This is a genomic window from Nonlabens tegetincola, assembly GCF_002954355.1.
GTDB classification, from domain to species: Bacteria; Bacteroidota; Bacteroidia; order Flavobacteriales; family Flavobacteriaceae; genus Nonlabens; species Nonlabens tegetincola.
In genome coordinates, this window is sequence record NZ_MQVV01000012.1 from 596,459 (window position 1) to 618,521 (window position 22,063).

Consider the following 22,063-nt stretch of genomic DNA (forward strand, 5'->3'; position numbering starts at 1 on the left):
AACAATCTTAACAATTCATTTCTTTACAAGGGTCGTGTCCCCAATTTTTAAGGCTGTATCTCCAATCGCTTTCTTTTATATCGCTGTCTGGTTTTTGAGCTGTGTGCCTGTGAATATATCCTATCACTTTATTCATGTGCTCGTAATCATTTTGATTGAGATCGTCCTTCTTCTTGTTTTTGATGGTTATAATCTTACGTCCAGACTTATGACCTTTTGATTCTCCATCACCACTATCTTGACCTACACTTTTTGATTTGTCGGTATCTAACCATTGTTCTAGTTCACTCGGAGTCATGTTTACAGCATCATAGAACTCGTCATAAATTTCTTCATTACTCTTATCACTCATTTTTTAATTAAAACTATAAAATGAATATACCTTTTGTAGTTAGTAAGTTGTTAACTAAGAATATTTTAACTGGGTTTACTGAATAAAAAAAATCCCCAACAAAAAATGTTGAGGATTTATCTTATGGTGATAGTTACAATTATGCTTTACCTTGAACCACCCATTCACCTTTGTTGATTAAAGGGATTGCTTGTTTAAATTTAACTTCTTTAGTCTCACCTGTCATCACGTTCTTAATCACTACCTTTTCATTACGACCGATTTTAGGTTGTTCACGGGTTATGGTCTCAGTAACTTGTGGACGTTGTTGACTAGCGCCTGCTCCAACTGATCTAGCTTGTGCTGCTCGCTCATCGCTGTTTAAAACTTCTTCTTTTTGAGTAGTAGTTTTTTCAGTCTTTCTTTCTCTTGCTTCACTTATGTTTGAAGTGTCTCTAGTAGGTAGGTCACCTTTGAACATAAATCCTATTACTTCTTTATTTACTTTATCGACCATTTGTTTGAAAAGTTCAAAGGCTTCAAATTTGTAAATAAGTAGAGGATCTTTTTGTTCATGCACAGCTAGTCTCACACTTTGGCGTAATTCGTCCATTTGACGTAGGTGATTTTTCCAAGAGTCATCGATTATGGCTAGCGTAATGTTTTTTTCAAAATCTGTAACTAGAGTTCTCCCTTCGCTCTCGTAGGCATCATTAAGGTTAGTCGCTACATTAAGTGTTTTTATACCATCAGTAAAAGGAACTGCAATACGTTCATAATTACGTTCATCATTTTCTACGATATTTTTAATTACCGGAAACACTTCTTGCGCAGTGCGCTCCATTTTATCCTTATAATGGTTGTATGCTGCTTTATAAACGATACCTGTGATTTCTTGATCAGATTTTGACTTGAATTCTGATTCATTGATAGGACTGCTCATTGAGAAAAATCTTATCAATTCAAATTCAAAATTCTTGTAGTCTTGAGCAAGTTTATTACTTGTAGTTACATCTTCGGCGATATCATAGATCATGTTTGCAATATCTACAGCAAGACGTTCTCCAAATAAGGCATTATAACGGCGTTTATAAATTACCTCACGTTGCGTGTTCATTACATCATCATAATCAAGAAGATTTTTACGCACACCAAATGCGTTTTCTTCTACTTTTTTCTGTGCTCGTTCAATGGATTTAGAAATCATAGAATGTTGAATAACTTCACCTTCTTTCATTCCTAATCGGTCCATAGTTTTCGCCATACGCTCTGATCCGAATAATCTCATTAAATTATCCTCAAGAGAGACATAGAACTGTGAACTACCTGGATCACCTTGACGACCAGCACGACCTCTTAACTGGCGATCTACACGTCTAGAATCATGACGTTCTGTACCAATTATGGCAAGACCACCTGCATTCTTAACTTCGTCTGATAGTTTAATATCTGTACCACGACCAGCCATGTTTGTAGCTATGGTTATTTGTCCTGGGTTACCAGCTTGAGCGACAATATCAGCTTCCTTTTTATGCTGTTTTGCATTAAGAACATTGTGTTCTATTCCTGCACGTTGTAATGTACGACTTAATAATTCTGAAATCTCAACAGAGGTTGTTCCTATAAGAACAGGTCTTCCTTGTTCTCTTAAAGATAAAACTTCATCAATTACTGCCTTATATTTTTCACGTTTAGTCTTATAAACCAAGTCTTGTCTATCGTCACGAGCAATTGGTCTGTTAGTTGGAATTTCAACAACATCTAACTTATAGATTTCCCAGAATTCACCAGCTTCAGTAATTGCTGTACCTGTCATTCCCGATAGTTTTTTATACATACGGAAATAGTTTTGCAAGGTAATGGTAGCAAAGGTTTGTGTGGCGTCTTGAATTTTTACATTTTCTTTTGCCTCAATTGCTTGGTGTAAACCATCGCTGTAACGTCGTCCTTCCATTACACGACCTGTTTGTTCATCAACGATTTTTACAGACATTTCACGTGTAATCCCTTTAGCAGTTTCTTTTTCTTCTTCTGCAACTATATATTCTACATCTTTTTCAAAAAGAGTGTAAGCTTTAAGAAGTTGATTTAGAGTATGAATACGTTCTGATTTAATCGAGTATTCACGAAATAGATCTTCCTTCTTTTCAGCTTGCTCTTCGGCACAAATATCTTCTTTTTCAATTTTGGCAATCTCGATACCTAGCTCAGGAAGTACAAAGAATTCTGGATCTTCGGCACCTGATAAATGCTCAATACCTTTATCGGTCAATTCAACCTGATTGTTCTTTTCATCGATCACGAAATAAAGAGATTTGTCAATCTCTGGCATTTCACGATTGTTATCTTGCATGTAAAAATTCTCAGTTTTCTGAAGTAAAGTTTTATTTCCTTCTTCACTTAGGAATTTTATTAATGCTTTATTCTTAGGTAATCCTCTATAAACGGTGTAAAGTAATTTACCACCTTCTTTAGTGTCACCGTCATTAATCAATTTCTTGGCTTGTGCAAGTGTTTGCGTTAATTCTCTACGTTGAATGGTTACCACATTCTCGACAGGAGCCTTCAACATGTCAAATTCTTGACGATCACCACCTTTTGGAATAGGACCAGAGATGATTAAAGGCGTACGCGCATCATCAATTAAAACAGAATCGGTCTCATCAATGATTGCATAGTTGTGTTTACGTTGAACAAGATCCTTTGGCGAGTGAGCCATGTTGTCTCTCAAATAATCAAAACCAAACTCGTTATTGGTACCGTAGGTAATATCTGCTAGATAAGCTTTTCTACGTTCTTCTGAATTAGGTTTGTGATAATCGATACAATCGATAGTAAGTCCATGGAATTCAAAAATAGGTCCTATCCAGGCGCTATCTCGTTTTGCTAGATAATCGTTAACGGTAACTACATGAACACCATTACCAGTTAAGGCATTAAGATAAACAGGAAGAGTAGCTACAAGTGTTTTACCTTCACCAGTTTGCATTTCGGCAATTTTTCCTTGATGAAGTACCGTACCACCAATAAGCTGTACATCATAATGAATCATATCCCAAGTAACTGCTTTACCAGCTGCATCCCAAGAATTGGCCCAAATAGCATTGTCACCGTCTAATCGAACATAATCTTTTACAGCAGAAAGTTCACGGTCTCTAGGTGAGGCCTGTACTATTAATTCTTCATTTTGAACAAAACGTCTTGCAGTTTCTTTAACAACAGCAAAAGCTTCGGCCATTATTTCTTCTAGAACAGCTTCTGTTTGATCATAAGCAACATCATTTAATTGGTCGATCTCATTATATAAATCTTCCTTTTTATCGATGTCTTGTTCTTGTTCTACTTGAAGTTTAAGATTTTCAATTTGCTCTAAAGTATCCTTTTTAGCAGCTTGAATTTTATCTTTAAATTCTTGAGTTTTTGCTCTTAATTCATCTATGGAAAGAGAACTTAATTCCTTCTCAAAGGAAAGAATTTGATTCACGTAAGGCTGTAAATCTTTAATATCTTTCTTTGCTTTATCTCCAACAAAGATTTTTAAAACGGAATCTAATAGTCCCATATATTGTTACTTAATTGATTAATAGTAGTTTAAAAAATGAATACTACCTTTGCTAATATCCTAAATTCAAGCAAAAAAAAAGTCTCTTTGCGAGACTTTTTTATGATGTAATTGTTTTTTAATATTCATCCTCGTTCCAGAGGTAATCCTCATCGGTAGGATAATCGGGCCATATTTCTTCAATAGACTCATATATTTCACCTTCATCTTCAATTGCTTGAAGATTTTCAACCACTTCTAAAGGTGCCCCAGTACGTATGGCATAGTCAATAAGCTCATCTTTCATAGCTGGCCATGGAGCGTCACTTAAATATGATGCTAGTTCAAGCGTCCAATACATAATTTTACTCGTTAATTTTTGCAAAAATAAACTTATCGTCGATTTATGCAAGTTATTATTTATTAATGATTCAAGATTTGCAAAGAGCGTACAAGCTTTTGAAAATCAAAATGTTTTGTGCCCAGTGTTATAGACTCAGTTACCCCACTTGTGAATGCTGATTTAAAATCAACTGATTCTTAATACTTTTTTGGGACCCATTTTATTTCTTCGGCTTGCAAATCAAATGACAATTTACGTGCCAAGACAAATAAGTAGTCAGACAGTCTGTTTAAATACCTTAAAACCTGTTCGTCAATAGGAGTATTTTCGTTTAATTCACTAGCTAAACGCTCTGCTCTTCGACATACTGTTCTAGTAATGTGACAAAATGACACCGATTGATGTCCGCCAGGAAGAATAAAGTGAGTCATAGGCGGAAGATCCTCATTCATTCTATCCATTTCTTGTTCTAACATCAATATATCCTCATCGGCTATTTTGGAAATATTAAGGCGATCCTTACCATTTTTCAATTTTTCTTTTTCTGGTGGCGTTGCTAGTATAGCACCTACTGTAAATAAATGATCTTGAATATCGATAAGAATTTTTTTAGTAGACGCTGTAACTGGTTGGTCTCTCAATAAACCTATCCATGAGTTGAGCTCGTCAACCGTACCATAACTATCAATTCTTAAATTATGTTTAGGTACTCTTGTGCCTCCAAATAAAGCAGTGGTTCCTTTATCACCTGTTTTAGTATAGATTTTCATAAAAATAAGATTCCTACAAATGTACTAGTATGACGCAAGAGATTACTAAAAAGTATCATAATCTATACACACCTTATTGTAGTATAAAATTAAAATCCCACGAATAGCATTCGTGGGATTTAATTGATTGTAATAATTCAATGTGAAAATTTGCTAATAAATCAAGGATACTTCAACCTCAAAATTATCGTAGATAAAATTGTCGCCTAATCCCTTAAAAAAACTTTTAGACCCATATTTTACGTTGTACTTGCTTCTGTCTATAACAAGGGTAGTGGTAGCTTCATTATTGTTATAAGTAAGATCAAAAGTTATTGGATGAGTAATACCTTTAATTGACAAATCTGCAGTGATAGTCGCATATCCTTCCTCGTTATCAATACTCGTAAAATCTAGAGTGGCTTGTGGATAATTTGCCGTTGAGAAAAAATCATCACTTTTTAAGTGACCTTCTAATTTACCTTTCATTTCTCCTTCTAGATCTGTAACTACCAGACTAGACATGTCAATTACAAAACTTCCACCTTTAATCTTATCATTTTCAAACTCTAAAGTTCCTGATGTTAGATTAATAGTTCCTGTGTGCTGTCCACCAAATTTCTTACCGGTCCATACAGCGGTGCTTTTTTCAGTATTTATTTTTTTCATGTTAACATTGTTTGTGAATGTTGCGGCTACTATTGCTAGAACAACAGTCGATTTAAAAATTAGATTCATTTTAATTGTTTTTACATTAATTGTATATACATATATTTATTAAAATTTTTTAAAGCTTCATAAGAAGGGCAATTAATCGTTTTTTCTCCTCGTCGTTAAGGTTTTGAGTGATTTCACTTTCTTTTTCGTCCACTTGATGGTCGAGGATAGTTAGTAGATTTAATCCTTCTTGAGTTATGGTAATTTCAATTTGTCTGCGATCTGACGGACATTGTACTCGTTTTACCAATTTTTTTGTAACTAATTTATCGATTACTCTAGTGGTGTTAGAATTGGCGTGAATCATGTCCTTGCTTACATCCTGTAAACTGGCTGGTTTACCATTTCTACCTCTTAAAATACGCAATGCATTAAATTGTTGAAGGGTTATTCCTTGCTCTTTTATAGCGCTACTTACTTCATCAGTAAAGTCGGTACCCTTCTTGATGATTGTAGTGGTTAGCTTTCGCGAAAGCGGAATATGCATTTTGTTTTCTTTCATTAATTACAATTGAATTAATTGTAGGTACAAATATATTATTTTACTCTTACGATTAGATTTATTTCATGTTAAAAATAAATTAAGCTTTTTAAGGTCAAAGAAATGCAAAGAGAATAAATAGTAAGTTTGAACGTTAACAAAAGAAAAATTGCTATGAGAAAATTGATTTGTTTTATTGCCTTGATGTCTGTTTATTTTGCTCAAGCTCAAACTGATGGAGGAGTAGGACTAAAGGCAGGAGTTAATTATGGGTCTACAGGAGATTTATCTCAAGACGGTCAAACTATTATTGATAATCCTGATGAGAAAATAGGATTTCACGTTGGTGTTTTTGGGAAAATTGATTTAGGAGCTATTTATATAAGACCAGAATTAATGTATACTCAATTGAATAGTGAGTATAATGGGCTAGGATTTGAAGTTAATAAATTGGATGCTCCTGTTTTAGTAGGTGTCAATATTATAGGACCTCTCCATATTTTTGCAGGGCCTAGTTTTCAATATATTCTAGATACTGACCTTGAGGATGTTGATATTGATGACGTAGAAGAGGATTTTACCATAGGAGCACAATTCGGAGTAGGCGTTAATTTAGGTAATCTGGGTATTGATGTGCGTTATGAACGTGGTTTTACAGAAAACGAAGCCGAGTTCACCAATGTAGGATCTCTAGGTACACTTGATACTAGACCTAGTCAAATCATATTAGGACTTAGTCTTACTCTATAATTTCTAAGTTATGAAACAAGATTTCAAAATCTTGTTCCTTTTTATTACCAATAAGCAGCCCAATTTCAATGGGCTGTTTTCCATTATAAACTTCTTTATTTAATTTTCTACCGCGGTATTGAGGTTTTAAATCTTTTACGGTAAAATTAATGGTTTGCTTTTCACCAGTTGTTTGAAATTTATAGACGTAAGATATCCAGGAATCTTGCGCAGCTCTCAACCTAAATTCATAATCGCTACCATCTCCTGTAATCGTAAGCTTGAAGGATTTAACCTTGTTAATATTTAAAGGTTTTACATTATATCGCAACGAGGCAAAACCACCGTTGTTTCTTGTCGATACATGACCGTAATATCGTAGTTGTTTACCTGTGATCTCAAAATTAGATTGTGACAATCCACCCATCACCCCATCATTAATTACATACCAATTTTCAGCATCATTTTTATCTGGTGTTATAGTATGATTAGTGGTTAGCATAAGACATAAAATAAAGAACAGAAAACGCATTTTTTATATAAGTCGCGTAAATTATCACTTACTTAATTTTTTTACTGATGTAAGATCAAGAATATTGGTCGGATCTGCTTTTAGGTTTATTATATTTTTTGGGTAAAATCTGGTACTTTCATCATAGTATAGAGGTATTACAGGAGCTTCTTCATTAATAATACTGTCCATTTTTTTATACAGTATCACTCGTTCGTCTACACTAGCTGTGACAATACTTTTTTTGTATAAAGCATCGTAGTGATCATCATGAAAAAAACTATAATTAGAACCTGATGGTGTATGATTTTTAGAATAAAATAAGCTTAGGTAATTTTGAGCGTCTGGATAGTCGGCAATCCAGCTACTACGAAACATTTCTAATTGTCCTTTACTACGCAATTGTCTTAAAGTTCCTGGCGGCATTACCTCAATTTGTATAGTAATACCAATTTTTTCTAATTCTTTTTGGATAAACTCACAAAGGTCTAAATAATTTGCGCTGGTAGCTAGATTGATAATTACCGAATTGGCACCTGATTCTTGTTTATAAGCATTTACCAATTCACGAGCTTTTTTCCTATTATAAATGAGCTCTGGTGCTTGTTGAGAACCTGGTAAACCAGCAGGAATAAAACCACGTGTTGCTGGTATTCCTATGTTGTTTCTTAAATAGGTAATCATTTTGCCACGATCAAACCCTATATTTATGGCAGTTCTTATTTTTTTTGACTGCAATGCAGGATTTTTAGACTTTAAATTAATTCCTAGATATTCTGTATTTAAGAATGGTGCTTTGGCAAGGGTTATTTCTTGTTGATGTTTCTCTTTGAGATCACCAGTGCTGGTTAACAATTCATCTTTATAACTAGCATCAATAGCGTTAATAAAGTCAAGATTTCCTTGAGCAAACTCAAGATACTCACTTTGTTTATCTGGCTTAAAAGTAATCGCTACTGATTCAAGATAAGGAAGCCTATTTCCCTGTGAATCAGTTTCCCAATAAGATTGATTTTTACGCAATACCATTTTTACGTTTTCTTCCCATCTTTTTAAATAGAAAGGACCAGTACCTACTGGCTGACTTCTAGGATTTAACTCGAGAACTTCGATTGCATTTTCAGATAATATAGATGCATACTGCATGCTCATCAAGCCTAAAAAAGCAGGAAACGCTTGCTTCAGTTTAATGTTTAACACACTATCATTGGTCACCTCGATAGTCTCAATATTACTTACTATAGTAGAACCTGGACTGGCTAGTGCTTCATTTTTTAATCTATTTAAACTATAGGCGACATCACTGGCTTTAACACGTTCCTTTTTATCTTGATTAGGATAATAGAAATAGCTGTTGTTCCTTAAAATAAAAGTGTATTTTGTGGCTGTGCTGTCAATCTTCCAACTTTCTGCAAGATCAGGAATCACATTTAAATCCTTATCCAATTTGACGAGTGTGTTATACAATTGATTACAAACCCACATATTGCGTTGGTCTTTGGCAAATGCAGGATCTAAACTTGTGACACCAGCATGCTCGTTATACTTAAAAACAGGACCGTAATTATTATGATCAGATTTATTACAGCTATAAATCAATACAAGTAACAGGAGTATAAATAGTCTCATTGTCGTAAATATACAATGCATTCTCAATGTGTTAATGGTAGTTATAGGGATAGATGACAATTGAGCACTTATATTTTACAATTGAGTAAGTTGAATTACGCTTTCGCGGAAGCATGATCACATATTTGCATTGTCAAACATATTAAACACACAATTATGAAAACGATTATCACTTCAATTTTACTAGCATTAGTTTCTTTAACAATAAATGCACAAGAGGAAAAAACTTTTACATTGACGGTAACTGTGAACAACGCATCTACCGATGATGGAAAAATGGTTTATGCCTTAAACACGGCAGAAACATGGAATAAGAAACCTTATCAATCTACAAGTATAGAGATTAAAGACGGTAAAGCGATTGCGACTTTTGAAAACATTCCGCAAGGTGAGTATGCCGTGACCGTACTGCACGATAAAAATAATAATCAAAGAATGGATTTTACCGATAATGGTATGCCTACTGAGGCATATGGATTGAGTAATAATCCCATGAGCTATGGTCCACCACAATGGGGCGAGGCCAAATTTGAGATTAGTGAAAACAAAGAGATTGTTGTAAGGTTGTAATAACGTTAATCTCTTGATAATAAGTAATAGGATGTCTTTAAGTCATCCTATTTTTACTTTATGAAGGTACTTATAACAGGAGCAACAGGACTTGTAGGTAAACAAATCGTTGATGATTTACATGAAAAGGGACATGTGGTCCATTACTTGACCACGAGACAAGAGGCAATTAAAGATGAGCCTAACTATAAAGGTTTTTTGTGGAATGTAAAAGAAGGTAGTATAGATGTAAAATGTCTAGAAGGCGTTACTAATATCATTCATCTAGCAGGTGAAACTGTTTTTCAAAGATGGACCGATGATGCTAAGAAACGTATTATGGATAGTAGGGTGTTTTCAACCCAGTTATTAATCGATACGCTTAAAAACAACAAGCATCAAGTTGAACACGTAACTACTGCAAGCGCGATAGGGATCTATCCGGATCAACAAGATGGTCGAGCATTAAAGGAAAATGAAATTCCACCTACTGCTTCCAATTTTTTAGCAGATGTTTGTATTGCTTGGGAAAAAATAGGAGCTCTTTTTACCCAGCTTGGATTGAAACACAGTATAGTGCGCATAGGTATCGTACTTTCAGACAATGGTGGTGCTCTTGACCAAATGAGCAAACCGGTAAAGTACTATGCTGGCGCAGGTTTTGGAAACGGGAAAATGTGGCAAAGCTGGATTGCTATTGACGATCTTTCAGGTATTTTTATACATATAGCTCAGGAACAGTTGGAAGGTATTTATAATGGAGTTGCGCCTAATCCAGTGCGCAACAGGAATATGATGGAAACTATAGGGAAGGTTATAGGAAAACCTGTTTTTCTACCAAATGTTCCAAAATTTGTAATGAAAATGATGCTAGGTGAAATGTCTGCTATTGTTTTGTCTAGCCAACATGTAAGTAGTGAAAAAATTGAAAAAACAGGATATACTTTTGAATATAGAGAATTAGAAAATGCTCTTCAAAACTATTTATCCTAAAGAAAATAATCATTGACAGGCTAGTTATTGTTTCTTTTTCTGAGCACTACTATTAAAAGAATAACTAGTACAACCGTTATTACAATACCAGTACCTAAATAAAATAGATTCATTAAACCATTAATAGTTTTTTTATTTAATGGTTTTTCGAATTTGAATAAATGATCCGTTTTGACTTGGTTATGATGACAAGCAGCATATTGATTGATGCCAGTGTATTTTGAATTGAATTGTATGCTATCAAAAAAATCTTGATTGGAATACACACTATGTTTATTTTTAGGTTGAATTATACTTACTTGATATAAATAGTTTTTTATTACCAATAATCTAGTATCATAATGCAAGGGTTCCAATTTATGATTCCGATAATATTCAAATACTGCTTGGTAAACCCCATTTTGACTGAATCTAGAATTATAAGCGACTTGTATAGATTGTGAATTATTATCGATGAAATCTTCAATAGTAGATTTATAAAACGATTTCAATTCTTCCCGGTCACAAAAATGAATCCTATCGCTTAAACTCTTTTTCCTAATTATATAATAAGTGTGATACTGTTTAAAAACGACTACTTCATTCGTTTGATGTCTATTGGAATATTTGTGACTAAGATCTATTCCTTCAGCCAAATTAATGGTAACTAAAGAATCGATTTTAAAAGGTTGATTTTGGGCAACACACTTATTGCTTAAACAGCATAGCAGTAAAAAAATAAAAAGAGGTTGGGTAAGTTTCATACTGTAAGCAAAAATAAAAAAGACCTATGAGGTTTGAACTCATAGGTCTTTGATCAATTATCAAAAAACTTTTGCTTATTTAGTTCCTACTAAATTTACAGTTAATTTAATGTCATCACTAATTGCTTTATTAGCAGCTATGTCAAAAAATGTCCCAGATCCGTATTTAATTCCCCAATCTGTTCTGTTAATAGTAAACTCTTCAGAGTCTAACATCATTTTATCACCTTCATATTTTACAGTAACAGGGAATGATACATTTTTAGTAACATCTTTTAGAGTAAGGTTTCCAGATAAAGTAGAACCTTCAATTCCAGTTACAACAAATTTTGCCGTAGGATATTCTGGTGTATTAAAAAAGTCAGTCTGTTGGTCTTCTACAGTTCCTTCTAGGTGAGCTTTTAGACTTGCAGCTTTGTCACCTTCAAGATCTGTTACCTCGATAGAGGTCATGTCGATTACAAACTCACCGCTTTCTAAAGTTTCACCGTTTACTTTAACCATTCCACTTTTAAGTGAGATGTTTCCTGTGTGATCTTCGGTTGGTTTTGAACCTACCCATGCAATGTTTGATGCTTCTGTATCAATCGTGTATGTTACAGCTTCTACAGTTGCTTCAGCAACTTCTTTTTCTTCAGTAGCATCTACCTCGTTTTTGTTTTCTTTGCAAGCTACTGCACCTACTAATAAAAGTGCTAGACTAGCGAATTTTATAAATGACGTTTTCATAATTTGAATTTAAGTTGTTGTAAAATTACATGTACCTACAATTAAACAGGTTAAAGGTTTATTAAAAAATCCTGTGACATTTTGACATCGTTCCACTAGATGGCAGTAATTTTGCTCCTTCACGCGCGATGATGTTTGTGCATTGTTGTTGATAATTACGCTTTCGCGAAAGCGTACAAATTCAAACTATCAATTCTCATACATCGACATATTAGAAAAAATTGAAGTTTTACAAGAAAATAAAAGACCAGTTTAACATGGCAAAAGATAAACAACAACAAGAAGAAGTAGAGCAAGAGGTGTTGCATAATACTGAAGAACAAGATGTTGCTCAAGAGCAAGATCATAGTGAGGAAAAAACTGAACTGGAAAAAGTTCAAGAGGAATTACAAGCAGAAAAAGACCGCTACTTAAGGTTGTTTGCAGAATTTGAAAACTATAAACGTCGCACAGCCAAAGAACGTGTAGAGTTATTTAAAACAGCCGGTGAAGGCATTTTAAAGGATATGTTACCGGTATTAGATGATTTTGATAGAGCACTTGTAGAAATCAATAAGTCTGATGATGAACAACTTACCGCAGGTGTTACACTTATAAGCAACAAGCTGCGCAATACATTAAAATCAAAAAACCTAGAAGAGGTTGAGGTTGAGGCTGGAGATACTTTTAATGCAGACGATCACGAGGCTGTTACACAAATTCCAGCTCCTAATGATGATATGAAAGGTAAAATCATCGACGTAATAGAAAAAGGATATAAACTAGGTGACAAAGTGATACGTTACCCAAAAGTGGTTATAGGAAAATAATATGGCAGATTTTTATGAAGTATTAGGTATAGATCGCAATGCGAGTGCTGCAGAGATTAAGAAAGCATATCGTAAAAAAGCGGTTAAATACCATCCAGATAAGAATCCTGGTGATGCAGAGGCAGAAGAAATGTTTAAAAAAGCAGCCGAGGCTTATGAAACCTTGAGCGATCCTCAGAAAAAAGCTAGATATGATCAACTAGGTCATCAGGCATATACGAGTGGCGCTGGCGGTTTTGGAGGTGGCTCTGGTGGTTTTGGCGGCATGGATATGGATGATATCTTTAGTCAGTTTGGCGATATATTCGGCGGTGCTGGTGGTGGCTTTTCTGGGTTTGGAGGATTCGGTGGCGGCGGCGGACGCCGCAGAGTTAAAGGTAAAGACCTGCGAATAAGAGTATCCCTTACCCTGGAAGAAGCTGCAAATGGAGTAGATAAAAAGGTTAAGGTTAAACGTAAAAAACAAGCGGCAGGAGTTTCTTATAAAACTTGTGGCACTTGTAACGGTAGCGGACAAGTTACTCGTATTCAAAACACGATTCTTGGAAGAATGCAAACTAGCGCTCCTTGTAGCACCTGTGGTGGATCAGGTCAAATCTTGGACAAAAAACCTAATGGTGCAGACTCTCAAGGTCTCATAGTAGATGAGGAGTTAGTGACTATTCAAATTCCTGCTGGTGTTGAAAGTGACATGCGATTAAAGGTAGGTGGTAAAGGGAACGATGCACCAGGAAATGGTGTGAGTGGAGACCTACTAGTTGATATTGAAGTTAAACCTCATGAATCACTACAACGAGAAGGAAATAATTTACACTATGACCTATATATAAGTGTTCCAGAAGCTGTATTAGGAACCTCTAAAGAAATTCAAACGGTTACAGGAAAAGTCAGAATTCCGATAGAATCTGGAATTCAAAGTGGAAAAATTTTAAGATTACGTGGAAAAGGGATGCCTAGCTTAAATGGTTATGGAACTGGCGATTTACTTGTTCATGTAAACGTCTGGACACCACGTAACTTAACTCGTGAGCAGAAAGAGTTTTTTGAAAATATGATGGCCGATTCAAACTTTGAACCAGCTCCTGAGAAGTCGGATAAATCATTTTTTGAAAAGGTAAAAGACATGTTTTCTTAAAAAAACTTAATGAATTAGAAAAAAGTTCTATATTTGAAATAACAATTGGTTTCAACACCAGTTGTTATTTTTCTTTTTCATAGCAATTTTTCCCACCTCTTTGTCAAAAGAGGTGGGTTTTTTTTATGGCTTAACCTACCTTTAAATAAATCATTCCTATTAAATATATCTAAAATACTTTATACCACGGCCTATATTGTTAACTTGCGTGTTTCATTATTGAATATGGGATACGCATTACAAGCAGAAAACATAACAAAACAATATGGCGATTATACTGCATTGAATAATTTGACCATAAAAGTTCCAGAAGGATCTATATATGGATTATTAGGTCCAAACGGTGCAGGTAAAACTTCTCTTATTAGAATTATCAATCAAATTACAATGCCTGATAAAGGTAGTGTGTTATTGAATGGTGAACCACTAGCACCAAATCATATTGCACAAATTGGATACATGCCTGAAGAGCGTGGTTTGTATAAAAGCATGAAAGTAGGCGAGCAATGCTTGTACCTAGCCCAATTAAAAGGTCTGTCTAAAAAAGAGGCTAAGCAACGACTGGAGTTTTGGTTTGAAAGATTAGGTATGCAAGGATGGTGGAATAAAAAACTGCAAGAACTTTCAAAGGGTATGGCCCAAAAAGTTCAATTTATTGTGACTGTTTTACACCAACCTAAGCTATTAATCTTTGATGAACCGTTTTCAGGATTTGACCCAGTAAACGCCAACCTAATAAAGGATGAAATCCTATATCTAAGAGATCAAGGTGCTACTATTATTTTTTCTACTCATAGAATGGAAAGTGTGGAAGAAATGTGTGATCATATTGCTTTAATTAACAAATCAAATTTGGTTTTGGAAGGCCCAATTAACCGTGTAAAACAAGAGTATCGTAACAACGATTATCAAATAAGTATTTTAAGTGAAACAGATTCATGGTTAAAAGAACTTCCAGTTGAGTGGCAAGCACAATCAACCGATATCAAAGGACTAGATAATACAGTTGATTTTAAAATTCATTTACAAAAAGAAGTTTCTATAAATGAGGTTTTCAATAGATTAACCCAATTGGGTGAAGTAACTCATTTCAGTGAAATTATACCTAGCATAAACGATATATTTATTAAAAACGTAGGTTGCAATGAGTAAACTAGGTTTAATAATTAAAAGAGAATACTTGACAAAGGTTCGTAATAGGACCTTTATAATAATGACCTTTGTAAGTCCTATGATATTCATCGGTGTAGCTGTGCTTATAGGTTGGCTCACAAATTTGAATAGAGAAGATTCTAGGACTGTAGCAATACTTGATGAGACTGGTGCGTCCTATGTAGATTTGTTTGAAGATTATAGCAACTTCAAATTTGTTCGAGTTGATAATCAGATCGATCAAGCCATAACTGCTACTAAAGAGGCAGGCTATTATGGATTGATACACATATATGGTGTTGACAATGAAGTCGAAAATTTGACTTTTTATTCAAAGGACAATCCATCTTCAGGTTTTATAGAAAGAATAGAGAATGCCATAAACAAAAAAGCCACTGAGTATAAATTATTAGAAAACAATATTCAACCTAGCATTTTACAAGCAGCAACTGTAAAAAAGCAGTTGCAGTTACAAACATTTGATGGCGATACGACCAGTAAGGAAGCAGGATGGATTAAAATTGCTGCAGGTGGAGCAGCAGGATATTTATTAATGATGTTCATCATAATATATGGTAACATGCTCATGCGGTCTGTAATTGAGGAAAAAACAAATCGTATTGTAGAAATTATAGTGAGCAGTGTTAAACCTATATATCTTATGTTGGGTAAGATAACAGGAACGTCACTGGCGGGAATTACTCAATTTCTTATTTGGGTGGTTTTAGGTGGAACGCTGGCAATTGTTTTGTCAGTCGTTTTGGGACCAGATGCTCTTCAAAACCCAGCTAACGAGCAACTCGTTAATCAAGTTCAAACAGCTAGTGAAGCCCAAGCTTTTGTCAATGACATTTTAAAATTACCAATAGGACAATTGATTTTCCTCTTTTTCGTCTATTTCATAGGAGGATATTTTTTATACGCTAGTATATATACTGCTATAGGTGCAGCTGTAGATAGTGAGACAGATACACAGCAATTTATGCTTCCTATCATTTTACCATTAATGCTATCCATATATGTAGGTTTTTTCTCGGTTATAGATAATCCACACGGTACGGTTGCCGTTACATTTAGTTATATACCTTTAACCAGTCCCATCGTTATGTTAATGAGGATTCCTTTTGGAGAGATAACTTGGTGGGAAATTCTTATAAGTGTAAGCTTGCTATATGCAAGTATAATAGGAGTTACCTATATAGCTGCCAAAATATACCGTGTAGGTATTTTAATGTATGGCAAAAAGACGAGTTGGAAACAATTATATAAGTGGTTAAAGTACTAACAAGATGAAATTAGACTGGCAATCCATTAAAGATTTTTTGACCTATCAAATAATTGAAGCAAAGGAAAAGGGCGATTTTCATTTAGACACATGGATGGTGATTCTTGCCATTGTTGCTTTACTTGCAACCAAGGTCCTCTTAAGAGTATTGAAAAAAATTCTTACTCGTAAAATGGATCACAGTGACAAACTAAAATTTGATAGTATTTTCAGGTTTTTTAACTATCTGGTTTACATCATTGTTATCTTGGTTATACTGAATAGTTCTGGAGCAGATATTACGGCATTACTTACAGCCAGTGCCGCGTTATTCGTCGGGATTGGATTTGCTTTACAGGACTTCTTCAAGGATATCATAGCAGGTATAACAATTATCGTGGATAAATCGGTTCTGGTTAATGACATCATAGAAGTAGATGATAAGGTAGGTCGTGTTTTTGAAATCAAATTAAGAAGTACGAGAGCCATCACAAGAGACGATAAAGTATTGATTATACCTAATCACTTATTTCTCTCGGACATTGTTTTTAATTACACACAAAATCATGCAAAAACAAGAGAAAAGGTAGGAGTAGGAGTAGCCTATGGAAGTGATACACGACTAGTAGAAAAAATACTACTCGAGGTTGCGAATAATCAAAAAGGAGTGCTTAAAAGTCCAGAACCCATGGTTCTATTTCAAAATTTTGGAGATAGTTCTTTAGATTTTGAACTGTTTTTTTACGTACGCGATGCTTTTACCGATCCTAAAATTAAGAGTAGTCTGCGTTTTGAAATTGACAAAGCTTTTAGAGAAAACAAGATATCAATACCGTTCCCTCAACGAGATTTACACCTAGTATCTTCTAATATCACATGGAAAAAAGATGATGAAAAAACTGATTAAAATATTAATACTGATAATTGTTGTTCTCGCTTTCGCGAAAGCGAACTCACAAGCAACTGATCTATTTAGAACAGAATTTACGTATTTCCCACAAAGTGATAGTGATAATAGCTTTAGGAGATTTAGAACCTTTGTCAATGTTCCATTGAAAGTAAAAGAGCAATCTTATCTAGTTCCTTTCATAGAATATAGGAACGTTCACTTACTAATAAGAGATGATGAACGATTTAGACAACTTAAGACTGATAGGTATGAAAGTATTGAAGTTGCCCTAGGATACACATTTCCTATGGAGAATAATTGGAGATTTGGTGCAAGGGTAGGTTTATTAGCAGCATCAAATTTTGATGAGGCAAAGCCAATAAGTGAAGATTTGTTTTTTACAGGAAGTGCTTACTTCATCAAGGACATGAAAAAAAGAACAGATGGTGGAAAACCATGGCGACTTGTATTAGGTGTGCAGTACTCAACAACGGTTGGTCGACCATTCCCATTACCTTACGTAAATTATTACAGAGAGTTTGCAACAGATTGGAGCTATAGTATAGGAGCTCCCAAAATGAATTTAAGATATAGATTTAATGATCAACATAGTGTACAATTATATGCAAGATTAGATGGTTTTTATGCTAATATTCAAAACGACGTAAACACAATTAATGGAGTTGCTGATAATATAAGTATGACAACTGCCATGATGGGACCAGGTTATACATATAACTTAACAAAGCATATTTCATTTTATGTATATGCAGGATACACTATCTTTAACGATATAAGATTAAGAGATGCAGATGGAGAAGATGTGCGCACTATTAATAGCAGCAATACATTTTATTCTAGAGCAGGTATAAAATTTCAAATTTAATGGCACAAATACTTATTATAGAAGATGAAAGCGCAATTAGAAGAGTGCTGGGTAAAATATTAAGTGAAGAGGATAAGAATTACAAAATCACTGAAGCCGAGGATGGTCTTGCAGGTATGGACCTTATAAAGGACAACGATTATGATCTGGTACTTTGTGATATAAAAATGCCCAAAATGGATGGAGTAGAGGTTTTGGAAGCTGTTCAAAAAATAAAGCCCGAAACTCCTGTAGTAATGATTTCTGGACATGGCGATTTAGATACTGCTGTTCAAACTATGAGATTAGGAGCTTTTGATTACATTTCAAAACCACCAGATTTAAATAGGCTGTTGAATACTGTGCGCAACGCCTTAGATCGTAAAACTCTAGTCGTAGAAAATAAGCGACTAAAGAAAAAGGTAAGTAAGAATTACGAGATGATTGGTGAGAGTGAATTAATTTCAATAATCAAAAATATTATTGAGAAAGTAGCTCCTACAGATGCCCGGGTCTTAATAACCGGTGGGAATGGTACAGGTAAAGAACTTGTGGCTCACTGGTTACATGAAAAAAGTGATCGTTCAAAAAAGCCATTCATTGAAGTTAATTGTGCCGCTATTCCTAGTGAACTCATAGAAAGTGAGCTCTTTGGTCATGTTAAAGGTAGCTTTACTGGAGCAAATAAAGATCGTGCAGGAAAATTTGAAGCCGCAAATGGCGGAACCATTTTTCTCGATGAAATAGGTGATATGTCATTGCCTGCTCAAGCCAAAGTTTTACGAGCGTTACAAGAAAATAGAATTCAACGAGTAGGTAGTGATAAGGATATACAGGTAAATGTGAGAATTCTTGCAGCTACAAATAAGGATCTAAAAAAAGAAATTGAAGAAAAAAGATTTAGAGAAGATCTATATCATAGACTCGCTGTGATTTTAATAAACGTTCCATCACTGAATGAACGACGTGATGATATACCCTTATTGGTAGAGCACTTTGCACAAAAAATAGCTCAGGAACAAGGTGGTTCAAGAAAAGAGTTTCATGCTAATGCAATTAAATTATTGCAAGAATATGATTGGACGGGAAATATTAGAGAATTACGTAATGTAGTGGAACGACTAATCATATTAGGAGGAGAAGAGATTAGTGAAAATGATGTCAAACTATTTGCAAGTAAATAATGGAATTCAACGTAACGCCATCAGATTTTAAAGTTGACTCTACTTTTAACCTGTCATCTCATCCTACCTTACCTTTAGATATTTTAGAAAAAAAAGAGGCAAAAAAAAGGCTAGCTAAGGTTAGAAGAGAATTAGCACATTTCCAGGCTAGAATGTATGCCCATGACAAACACGCTGTACTGGTCTGTTTTCAAGGTATGGATACGGCAGGAAAGGATAGCTTAGTAAGAGAAGTTTTTAAAGACTTTAATGTGAGAGGTGTTGAACATTATAGTTTTAAAGTACCTACCGATTTAGAACGTTCACATGGATACTTATGGCGTCACTATATAGCTTTACCTTCAAAAGGTCATTTTGGAATTTTTAATAGAACACATTATGAAAATGTGTTAGTGACTAGAGTACATCCAGAATACCTGATGGAAGAAAATCTCCCTGATTTTAATGATCCTAGCGATGCTAATTCTGATTTTTGGAGTATGCGATTTGAACAAATCAACAATTTCGAAAAAGAACTTACGCAAAATGGCACCTTTATATTTAAGTTCTTTTTGAATATCAGCAAGCAAGAACAAAAAAATCGCTTATTAAGGAGATTGCACATACCAGAAAAAAACTGGAAGTTTTCCGATGGAGATCTAGCAGAGAGGAAACTTTGGGGTAAATATATGGATTGTTATCAAGACGCTATAAAAAATACTTCGACAACATACGCACCGTGGTATGTAGTGCCGTCAGACAATAAACCAATGGCAAGATTAATAGTTGCTGAGGTTTTGAATCAAACACTGCAACAATTTAGTGAGATACAACCACCTAAATTAGACTTGGATAAAGCAGCTAATATTCAGAGTTATATCAGCCAATTAGAAAACGAGGAATAAATTCTAGTTACATTCTAACCTTGAATTTTTTAATTCTATTGATGTGACAAAAGTACCCCAATATGTTATCGTGAGCATTTGATTGTTTAGTTTTGGCGCCTTAATCACAAAAAATCTGGCGTGAACCTAGTATCATATAAACAAGAATTTTTTACTAATTACAAAATTGCCTATCCTATAGTTTTAGGACAGGTAGCTCATTTATTAGTAGCGTTGGCTGATAATGTTATGGTAGGTAAACTGGGAGATGCTCCTCTTGCAGCAGTATCCTTGGGAAACACCCTTATCTATATTGCATTAAGTATTGGTATTGGGTTCTCCTTCGCTATAACGCCATTAGTATCTACAGCACAAGGTCAGGAAAATTGGACCAAGGTTAAAAGGATTCTAGACAACGGAGTGTTCCTATCCTTTATTATGGGAATATTACTCACTACATTACTTATAGTGGCAGAACCTCTATTATTTTACATGGATCAACCAGCAGAAGTTGTTGAACTCGCGATTCCGTACATGCATATTGTCTCTATATCCATGGTGCCATTAATGTTATTTCAGGCCTTCAAGCAATTTTCTGATGGGTTGAGTCTTACTAAACATGCAATGAACGCTGCAATTATTGCAAACGTGATAAACGTAATGTTGAACTATCTATTAATTTATGGAGAGTTTGGTTTTCCAAAATTAGGATTAGTAGGTGCAGCATGGGGTACTTTAGTATCTAGAATAATCATGGTGATAATAATTTATATTTCGCTTTCGCGAAAACCGAGTCTACACCAACAATTCAAGGGTCCAATATTTATATCTAAGACCAATATCACTAAAATCTTATCGTTAGGATTCCCCACTGCATTGCAAATGTTGTTTGAAGTGTCTCTTTTTACAGGAGCAATATTTTTATCTGGTATGTTGGGAACAAAACATCAGGCTGCAAATCAAATTGCATTGAATTTATCTGCATTAACATTTATGTTCGGTATAGGATTAGGAGTTACAGCTACTATTCGAGTAGGAAACCAACTAGGGAAAAGAAATTTCGCTTACATGAAGCAAATTGTAAAAAGCTTATTTTTTATGGTTCTAGTAATTGAGATCCTATTCATGTGTTTATTCTTCATCGGAAGAAATTACCTGCCTTGGATTTATATAAACGATACAGAGGTTATACAGATAGCCTCACATTTATTGCTAATAGCAGCAATTTTTCAGGTTAGTGACGGAATACAAGTTTTCCTTTTAGGATTATTGCGTGGATTGCATGATGTTTGGTATCCTAGTTTATTTTGCCTTATAAGTTATTGGTGCATTGGATTTCCTTTGGCGTATTACTTGGGGCTACACACTTATTTATCTTCAATGGGTATATGGGTAGCCTTATTAATTGCGTTAACATCATCGGCAACTATGATGTTTTTCAGATATAAGTATTTAGTGAGAAGGATTGCAATGTAGTTTTAAGTTTCTTAAAAGTACAAGTATTATGTCTATTTACGAATAGATAAGGGATTATATATTGTGATTAAAAAAGTTTTGATTTTTTCATTTTGTAAGTAAGTGATTTGAAGGTGTTTAAGGATGGGTTGTAATTTTTTTCATTTTTTTTGTCGCAAAAGTTTGTTTGGTAAGAAAAAGTGTGTGTATATTTGCACCCGCTTTGGGAAACAATGATGTTTACATAAAGCGATAGTTCTTCAAAAAGGTTGGAAATATTTGTAGCGGATTGTGAGGATTTCGCATCAAATTTTCGGTCTAGATATTTTGAAGTAGTTCATTGAAAATAATGATTGACAGCACAGCGATACTGTTTTTGTATTGATTAATACAAAGGCAAGT

General features: G+C 34.5%; 22 protein-coding genes. 12 read left to right on the forward strand and 10 right to left on the reverse strand.

What is annotated here, in order from left to right; translation table 11 throughout:
- Positions 1-7 precede the first annotated feature (7 nt).
- The 6 genes from BST93_RS06705 to BST93_RS06730 all read right to left on the reverse strand — a co-directional run bounded on the left by BST93_RS06705 (position 8) and on the right by BST93_RS06730 (position 6,183).
- Positions 8-352: a DUF3140 domain-containing protein gene (locus tag BST93_RS06705; protein ID WP_085774331.1), complete on the reverse strand. Its 345-nt coding sequence runs from the start codon at positions 350-352 to the stop codon at positions 8-10.
- A gap of 139 nt (positions 353-491) precedes the next feature.
- Positions 492-3,893, reverse strand: coding sequence for a preprotein translocase subunit SecA (gene secA / locus BST93_RS06710; RefSeq protein WP_105018547.1), 3,402 nt, complete (start codon positions 3,891-3,893; stop codon positions 492-494).
- A 118-nt stretch (positions 3,894-4,011) separates the two neighbouring features.
- Positions 4,012-4,233, reverse strand: coding sequence for a DUF2795 domain-containing protein (locus BST93_RS06715; RefSeq protein WP_042279049.1), 222 nt, complete (start codon positions 4,231-4,233; stop codon positions 4,012-4,014).
- A gap of 179 nt (positions 4,234-4,412) precedes the next feature.
- A complete protein-coding gene (locus BST93_RS06720) occupies positions 4,413-4,985 on the reverse strand; it encodes a cob(I)yrinic acid a,c-diamide adenosyltransferase (protein WP_060522936.1) in 573 nt (190 codons plus the stop codon).
- Between the two features lie 153 nt (positions 4,986-5,138).
- Positions 5,139-5,702, reverse strand: a complete 564-nt coding sequence (locus BST93_RS06725) for a YceI family protein (protein WP_258150494.1) — start codon at positions 5,700-5,702, stop codon at positions 5,139-5,141.
- Between the two features lie 49 nt (positions 5,703-5,751).
- Entirely contained in the window at positions 5,752-6,183 is a 432-nt protein-coding gene (locus BST93_RS06730; protein WP_060522934.1) for a MarR family winged helix-turn-helix transcriptional regulator, read from the reverse strand.
- A gap of 153 nt (positions 6,184-6,336) precedes the next feature.
- Here BST93_RS06730 and BST93_RS06735 point away from each other — a divergent pair, with 153 nt between their 5' ends.
- Positions 6,337-6,912: an outer membrane beta-barrel protein gene (locus BST93_RS06735; protein WP_105018585.1), complete on the forward strand. Its 576-nt coding sequence runs from the start codon at positions 6,337-6,339 to the stop codon at positions 6,910-6,912.
- On the opposite strand, the gene BST93_RS06740 is transcribed toward BST93_RS06735, so the two are convergent.
- Together BST93_RS06740 and BST93_RS06745 are read right to left on the reverse strand one after the other, a co-directional pair.
- A complete protein-coding gene (locus BST93_RS06740) occupies positions 6,902-7,393 on the reverse strand; it encodes a CIA30 family protein (protein ID WP_167341649.1) in 492 nt (163 codons plus the stop codon). The two genes, BST93_RS06735 and BST93_RS06740, sit on opposite strands and share 11 nt — an antisense overlap.
- A gap of 54 nt (positions 7,394-7,447) precedes the next feature.
- Entirely contained in the window at positions 7,448-9,031 is a 1,584-nt protein-coding gene (locus tag BST93_RS06745; RefSeq protein WP_105018549.1) for an ABC transporter substrate-binding protein, read from the reverse strand.
- Between the two features lie 156 nt (positions 9,032-9,187).
- Between BST93_RS06745 and BST93_RS06750 the strand changes: the two genes are divergently transcribed.
- Complete coding sequence (locus tag BST93_RS06750; protein ID WP_105018550.1) at positions 9,188-9,601, forward strand: DUF2141 domain-containing protein; 414 nt, start codon at positions 9,188-9,190, stop codon at positions 9,599-9,601.
- Between the two features lie 60 nt (positions 9,602-9,661).
- Positions 9,662-10,573 (forward strand): TIGR01777 family oxidoreductase, encoded by a 912-nt coding sequence (locus BST93_RS06755; RefSeq protein WP_105018551.1) that lies wholly within the window; start codon positions 9,662-9,664, stop codon positions 10,571-10,573.
- 20 nt (positions 10,574-10,593) lie between these two features.
- On the opposite strand, the gene BST93_RS06760 is transcribed toward BST93_RS06755, so the two are convergent.
- Together BST93_RS06760 and BST93_RS06765 are read right to left on the reverse strand one after the other, a co-directional pair.
- On the reverse strand, positions 10,594-11,316 hold the full coding sequence (locus BST93_RS06760; RefSeq protein ID WP_105018552.1) for a hypothetical protein: 723 nt from the start codon (positions 11,314-11,316) through the stop codon (positions 10,594-10,596).
- A gap of 75 nt (positions 11,317-11,391) precedes the next feature.
- Positions 11,392-12,045, reverse strand: coding sequence for a YceI family protein (locus BST93_RS06765; RefSeq protein WP_042279062.1), 654 nt, complete (start codon positions 12,043-12,045; stop codon positions 11,392-11,394).
- A gap of 257 nt (positions 12,046-12,302) precedes the next feature.
- On the opposite strand from BST93_RS06765, the gene BST93_RS06770 reads away from it, so the two are divergent.
- The 9 genes from BST93_RS06770 to BST93_RS06810 all read left to right on the forward strand — a co-directional run bounded on the left by BST93_RS06770 (position 12,303) and on the right by BST93_RS06810 (position 21,682).
- The gene (locus tag BST93_RS06770; RefSeq protein ID WP_105018553.1) at positions 12,303-12,854 is read left to right on the forward strand and encodes a nucleotide exchange factor GrpE; all 552 of its coding nucleotides are present in this window, start codon (positions 12,303-12,305) and stop codon (positions 12,852-12,854) included.
- A 1-nt stretch (position 12,855) separates the two neighbouring features.
- The gene (gene dnaJ / locus BST93_RS06775; RefSeq protein ID WP_105018554.1) at positions 12,856-13,989 is read left to right on the forward strand and encodes a molecular chaperone DnaJ; all 1,134 of its coding nucleotides are present in this window, start codon (positions 12,856-12,858) and stop codon (positions 13,987-13,989) included.
- A 225-nt stretch (positions 13,990-14,214) separates the two neighbouring features.
- Positions 14,215-15,141, forward strand: a complete 927-nt coding sequence (locus BST93_RS06780) for an ABC transporter ATP-binding protein (protein WP_105018555.1) — start codon at positions 14,215-14,217, stop codon at positions 15,139-15,141.
- Positions 15,134-16,426 (forward strand): ABC transporter permease, encoded by a 1,293-nt coding sequence (locus BST93_RS06785; RefSeq protein ID WP_105018556.1) that lies wholly within the window; start codon positions 15,134-15,136, stop codon positions 16,424-16,426. Before BST93_RS06780 ends, BST93_RS06785 begins: the two co-directional genes overlap by 8 nt.
- A 4-nt stretch (positions 16,427-16,430) precedes the next feature.
- Positions 16,431-17,312: a mechanosensitive ion channel family protein gene (locus BST93_RS06790; protein ID WP_105018557.1), complete on the forward strand. Its 882-nt coding sequence runs from the start codon at positions 16,431-16,433 to the stop codon at positions 17,310-17,312.
- Positions 17,293-18,180: a DUF6268 family outer membrane beta-barrel protein gene (locus BST93_RS06795; protein WP_244895670.1), complete on the forward strand. Its 888-nt coding sequence runs from the start codon at positions 17,293-17,295 to the stop codon at positions 18,178-18,180. The genes BST93_RS06790 and BST93_RS06795 overlap by 20 nt, the downstream gene beginning before the upstream one ends.
- Positions 18,180-19,343, forward strand: a complete 1,164-nt coding sequence (locus BST93_RS06800; RefSeq protein WP_105018558.1) for a sigma-54-dependent transcriptional regulator — start codon at positions 18,180-18,182, stop codon at positions 19,341-19,343. Before BST93_RS06795 ends, BST93_RS06800 begins: the two co-directional genes overlap by 1 nt.
- The gene (locus BST93_RS06805; RefSeq protein ID WP_105018559.1) at positions 19,343-20,227 is read left to right on the forward strand and encodes a PPK2 family polyphosphate kinase; all 885 of its coding nucleotides are present in this window, start codon (positions 19,343-19,345) and stop codon (positions 20,225-20,227) included. The genes BST93_RS06800 and BST93_RS06805 overlap by 1 nt, the downstream gene beginning before the upstream one ends.
- Positions 20,228-20,347: 120 nt before the next feature.
- Positions 20,348-21,682 carry an MATE family efflux transporter gene (locus BST93_RS06810; RefSeq protein WP_105018560.1) on the forward strand — a complete coding sequence of 445 codons (1,335 nt, stop codon included), beginning with the start codon at positions 20,348-20,350 and terminating at the stop codon, positions 21,680-21,682.
- The last annotated feature ends 381 nt before the right edge of the window (positions 21,683-22,063 follow it).